Origin of the sequence: Pollutimonas bauzanensis, from assembly GCF_040393045.1 — a bacterium.
GTDB lineage: Bacteria > Pseudomonadota > Gammaproteobacteria > Burkholderiales > Burkholderiaceae_B > Pollutimonas > Pollutimonas bauzanensis_A.
In genome coordinates, this window is record NZ_JBEBUX010000198.1 from 1 (window position 1) to 4,424 (window position 4,424).

General features: G+C 56.6%; 4 protein-coding genes. All 4 read right to left on the reverse strand.

The genetic code is table 11. The features are described 5' to 3' along the window. On the reverse strand, positions 1–878 hold an 878-nt coding region (locus tag ABWO67_RS19105), incomplete at its 3' end, for a serine--tRNA ligase (RefSeq protein WP_502930058.1). Between the two features lie 68 nt (positions 879–946). Continuing rightward, the gene (locus tag ABWO67_RS19110) at positions 947–2,329 is read right to left on the reverse strand and encodes a replication-associated recombination protein A (RefSeq protein WP_502930059.1); all 1,383 of its coding nucleotides are present in this window, start codon (positions 2,327–2,329) and stop codon (positions 947–949) included. A 21-nt stretch (positions 2,330–2,350) separates the two neighbouring features. Next, positions 2,351–2,995, reverse strand: a complete 645-nt coding sequence (gene lolA / locus ABWO67_RS19115; protein ID WP_353154877.1) for an outer membrane lipoprotein chaperone LolA — start codon at positions 2,993–2,995, stop codon at positions 2,351–2,353. Beyond that, the coding region (locus ABWO67_RS19120) for a DNA translocase FtsK (RefSeq protein WP_353154880.1) at positions 2,985–4,424 on the reverse strand (1,440 nt) is incomplete at its 5' end. The genes ABWO67_RS19120 and lolA, both read right to left, overlap by 11 nt.

Sequence of the window (4,424 nt, forward strand, 5' to 3'; positions counted from 1 at the left end):
CTGCCCGCTTCGGAACGGAAGCAAGGCGTATGCGCGGTCAATTTAATGGGAAGATCCTGCTGTGGTGTGATCGTATCCCGCATCGAAGCCGTAAGCGTGATCTCCGATGTAGAAATCAGGTATAGGTCTTCACTGACAATATCATTGCCTTGCTCGTCCTGATTGGGCTCGTCGTCCTGGCCACCTTTGGTAACCCAGAACATATCATCTTTGAATTTCGGCAATTGGCCTGTGCCGAAAAGCGTCGAACTATTGACGATATAGGGGGTATAGCATTCCTGGTAGCCATGTTCAGTGGTTTGCAGGTCGAGCATGAACTGGGCAAGCGCACGGTGCAGGCGCGCCATTGGCCCACGCAGCATCATGAAACGAGCGCCAGACAATTTGCGCGCTGTTTCAAAGTCCAGGCCGATAGGTTCGCCCAGGCTTACGTGATCCTTGGGTTCGAAAGCAAGCGGCACGGGATTGCCTTGCGCATCGGCCTGCACATTTTCAGGCAGCCAGCGCCGCACTTCGACGTTGTCATCGCTGGACGCGCCAGCCGGCACGCTGTCATGAGGCAAGTTGGGCAAGGTCATCAACCAATCGCCAAGTTCGCCCTGCACTTCAGCCAGCGCTATTTCCAGCTCTTTCAGACGTGCTGGAATTTCTTGCGATTCGGCCATTTCTTTACTGGCGTCTTCACCCTTCGACTTCAATTGACCAATCAGCTTGGACACGGCATTTCGCCGAGCCTGCAAAGCTTCGGTTTCCACTTGAACCGACTTACGGCGAGCTTCAAGCTGGCTGAAACGCTCGGTATCGAACGACACGCCGCGCAGGGCCAACGCCTTGACAACCGAGGGCAAGTCTTTACGCAACTGATTGGGATCTAACATGATTAAGCCAAAAATAAATGAATAAGATGAATGATAGCGTTTCTACGCGGCGTACTAGGGAAACGCCATTAACTCGACTTGCTCTGCCTGTCCAGGTCTCGCAGAAAAGCCAGCTTCTCGGAGATTTTACCTTCCAGTCCACGATCGGTCGGTGTGTAGAACCGGGCGCGCACGCCGTCGGGAAAATAATTTTCGCCTGCGGCATACCCATGCGGCTCGTCGTGCGCATAACGGTATGCCTTGCCATGACCCAGCTCTTTCATGAGCTTGGTCGGCGCATTGCGCAAGTGCACCGGAACGGGCGCGCTGCCGTTTTGTTCAACATAACGACGCGCGGCGTTATAGGCGCTATATACCGCATTGGACTTGGCGGCGCAGGCCATGTAGACCACAGCCTGGGCCAGTGCCAGCTCGCCTTCGGGCGAACCGAGACGTTCGTAGATGTCGGCCCCATTCAAAGCCAATTCCGTCGCCCTGGGGTCAGCCAGGCCTATGTCTTCTATGGCCATGCGCACTAGACGGCGCGACAAATAACGCGGATCGGCGCCGCCATCGAGCATGCGCACGAACCAGTACAAAGCGGCATCGGGATCCGAGCCCCGAACCGATTTATGCAAGGCGCTGATCTGGTCGTAAAAGGCATCTCCGCCTTTGTCGAAACGGCGTAGGTCTTGCGACAACGAGGTTTCCAGCCATTCCGCATCGACCAGGTGGCGTCCGGCGCCATGCGCCGACTCGGCAACCACTTCCATCGCATTGATGACACGGCGCGCATCGCCATCGGCCCAACGGGCCAACTGGTCGCGCGCCGCCGGATCGAACTCCAATACATTGGCTTCCGTATCGTCGTCCCCGCGGTCGGCAGCCGATGAATCGGTTCCTGGCGGCAAGTCCTGGTTCAGGATAATGATGGCGCGGTCAATGAGTTGCTGCAACTCATCGACCGATAAAGACTGCAGTACGTAAACCCGTGCACGCGACAGCAGTGCGGAATTGACTTCGAAAGAGGGGTTTTCTGTTGTCGCACCGATAAAAGTGAACAGGCCACTTTCCACATAAGGCAGAAAAGCGTCTTGCTGGGCCTTGTTGAAGCGATGCACTTCGTCGACAAAGAGGATGGTTCGCCGGCCCTGCCCTTGCGCTACTTGGGCAGAGACGACGGCTTCGCGTATATCTTTCACGCCGCCCAGCACAGCCGACATCGCCAGGAACTGGGCATCAAACCCTGCAGCCATCAGGCGTGCCAGCGTGGTCTTACCCACGCCGGGCGGGCCCCAAAAAATCATGGAATGCGGACGACCGGACTCAAACGCAACGCGCAACGGCTTACCCGGCCCCAGCAAGTGAGACTGGCCTACGACCTCGTCCAGCGTGCGCGGACGCATGCGTTCGGCCAAAGGCGCATAAGCGGCGCCGGTGGAAGATGTGAACAAATCCTGGGAGCTCATCATGACAAGTTGCTGGAACCAGGCCTACATTTTGACAACATCAACACCTTTGGGCGGCACGAATTGGAATTCGTTGGCCGCCAACTTGGGATTCGCCACAATTTCGCTGAGTTCAATGCGGGTCACCTGGCCAAACGAATCCAGAAGCTCAAGTCGCGCAGGCATATTGCCCTTGAACGCAATGTCCACATGCGTGAAGCCGGCGTCAGCACCACGCGGCGTGGCGCGCAACCAATCCAGCCCATCTTTGCCAGGCAAGGCTGCAATCGTAAAAGCCTCGTCCAGCGAGCCGGAACCAAACAGTATGGCGGCAGGCGACGCACCGATAGACTTGTCCACCGCGCGCTCGGTGACTTGAGCCAAGTCGGGATCGTACTGATACACCAACTTGCCGTCGGATACGATCAGCTGTTCATAAGGCTTTTTGACGGCCCACTTGAATTGGCCGGGTCGCTTGAAAGAGAACTCGCCGGACTGAGGGCGCTTACTGGCGCCGCCTTTCGCATCGACAGTCTGCTGGGTGAACTGCCCTGTGCCCGAATTCACCTTCGCGGCGAAGTCCCGCAATTGCGCCGGCGCATCGGCCGCCCACGCTGCCAAGGGGCTTGCAACCAACACCGCCGCAAGCAAGGCCGCCTTGAGTTTTCCGGCCCAATGTTTAATCTTCATTTGATGCATTCCCCGCTGGAACCAGAATTTCACGATTGCCATTGGATTGCATGGCCGAGACCATCCCGGCCTGCTCCATTTGTTCCAATAGGCGCGCGGCCCGGTTGTAGCCGATACGCAAATGACGCTGCACAGAAGAGATCGACGCGCGCCGGTTCTTCAAGATGACTTCAACCGCCTGATCGTACAAAGGATCGGATTCCGCATCCGCAAAACCCGTTACGCCGCCCAGGCCATCGCCCGTTTCACCTTCGATCGAGCCTTCCAGCAGACCTTCAATATAGTTAGGCTCGCCTTGTGCCTTGAGAGACTCTACCACGCGATGAACTTCGTCATCGTGCACGAACGCACCATGGACCCGTGCGGGAAAGCCTGAGCCTGGCGGTAAATAAAGCATATCGCCCTGACCCAGCAAGGCTTCGGCGCCCATCTGGTCAAGTATGGTGCGGGAATCGATTTTCGACGATACCTGGAAGGCAATGCGGGTAGGGATGTTCGCCTTGATCAAGCCCGTAATGACGTCGACACTGGGTCGCTGCGTAGCCAGGATCAGGTGGATGCCCGCCGCACGCGCCTTCTGGGCGAGACGCGCAATGAGCTCTTCAATCTTCTTACCCACCACCATCATCAAATCGGCCAGCTCGTCGATGACGACCACAATCATGGGTAAGGTCGACAATGGTTCTGGCGCATCAGGCGTCAGAGAGAACGGATTGGGAATGGGCTCTTCGCGTTTGATCGCATCGCGAATCTTGGTGTTGTAACCAGCCAAATTGCGCACACCCATTTTGCTCATCAGGCGATAACGCTTTTCCATTTCGCCTACGCACCAATTCAGGGCGTTGGCGGCATGGCGCATGTCAGTGACTACAGGCGCCAATAAATGGGGAATGCCCTCATACACGCTCATTTCGAGCATTTTTGGATCGATGAGGATCAAGCGCACCTGGGTGGCATCGGCCTTGTACAGCAAGGACAGGATCATGGCGTTGATACCGACCGACTTACCTGAGCCGGTCGTACCGGCCACAAGCAAGTGGGGCATTTTGGCCAGATCGGCCACGACAGGATTGCCGGCGATATCTTTGCCCAGCGCCATGGTCAGCATTGATGCGCCGGCATGATAGGTTTGCGAACCGATAATTTCGGAAAGCTTGACCATTTGCCGCTTGGCATTGGGCAGCTCCAAGCCCATCAGATTTTTTCCGGGTATGGTTTCGACCACCCGGATACTGACCAGGCTCAAGGCGCGGGCAAGATCCTTAGCCAGATTAACGATCTGGCTGCCCTTGACGCCGGTAGCCGGCTCAATTTCATAGCGCGTAATAACAGGACCGGCCTGTGCCGATACAACCACCGCCTTGACGCCAAAATCGGAAAGTTTTTTCTCGATCAAGCGCGAGGTGAATTCTATGGTTTCCGGCGATAC

Bases quoted from the DNA above. Each gene is read 5' to 3' on its own strand.
- lolA (WP_353154877.1), bottom strand. From the start codon at position 2,995: ATGAAGATTAAACATTGGGCCGGAAAACTCAAGGCGGCCTTGCTTGCG.
- ABWO67_RS19110 (WP_502930059.1), bottom strand. From the start codon at position 2,329: ATGATGAGCTCCCAGGATTTGTTCACATCTTCCACCGGCGCCGCTTAT.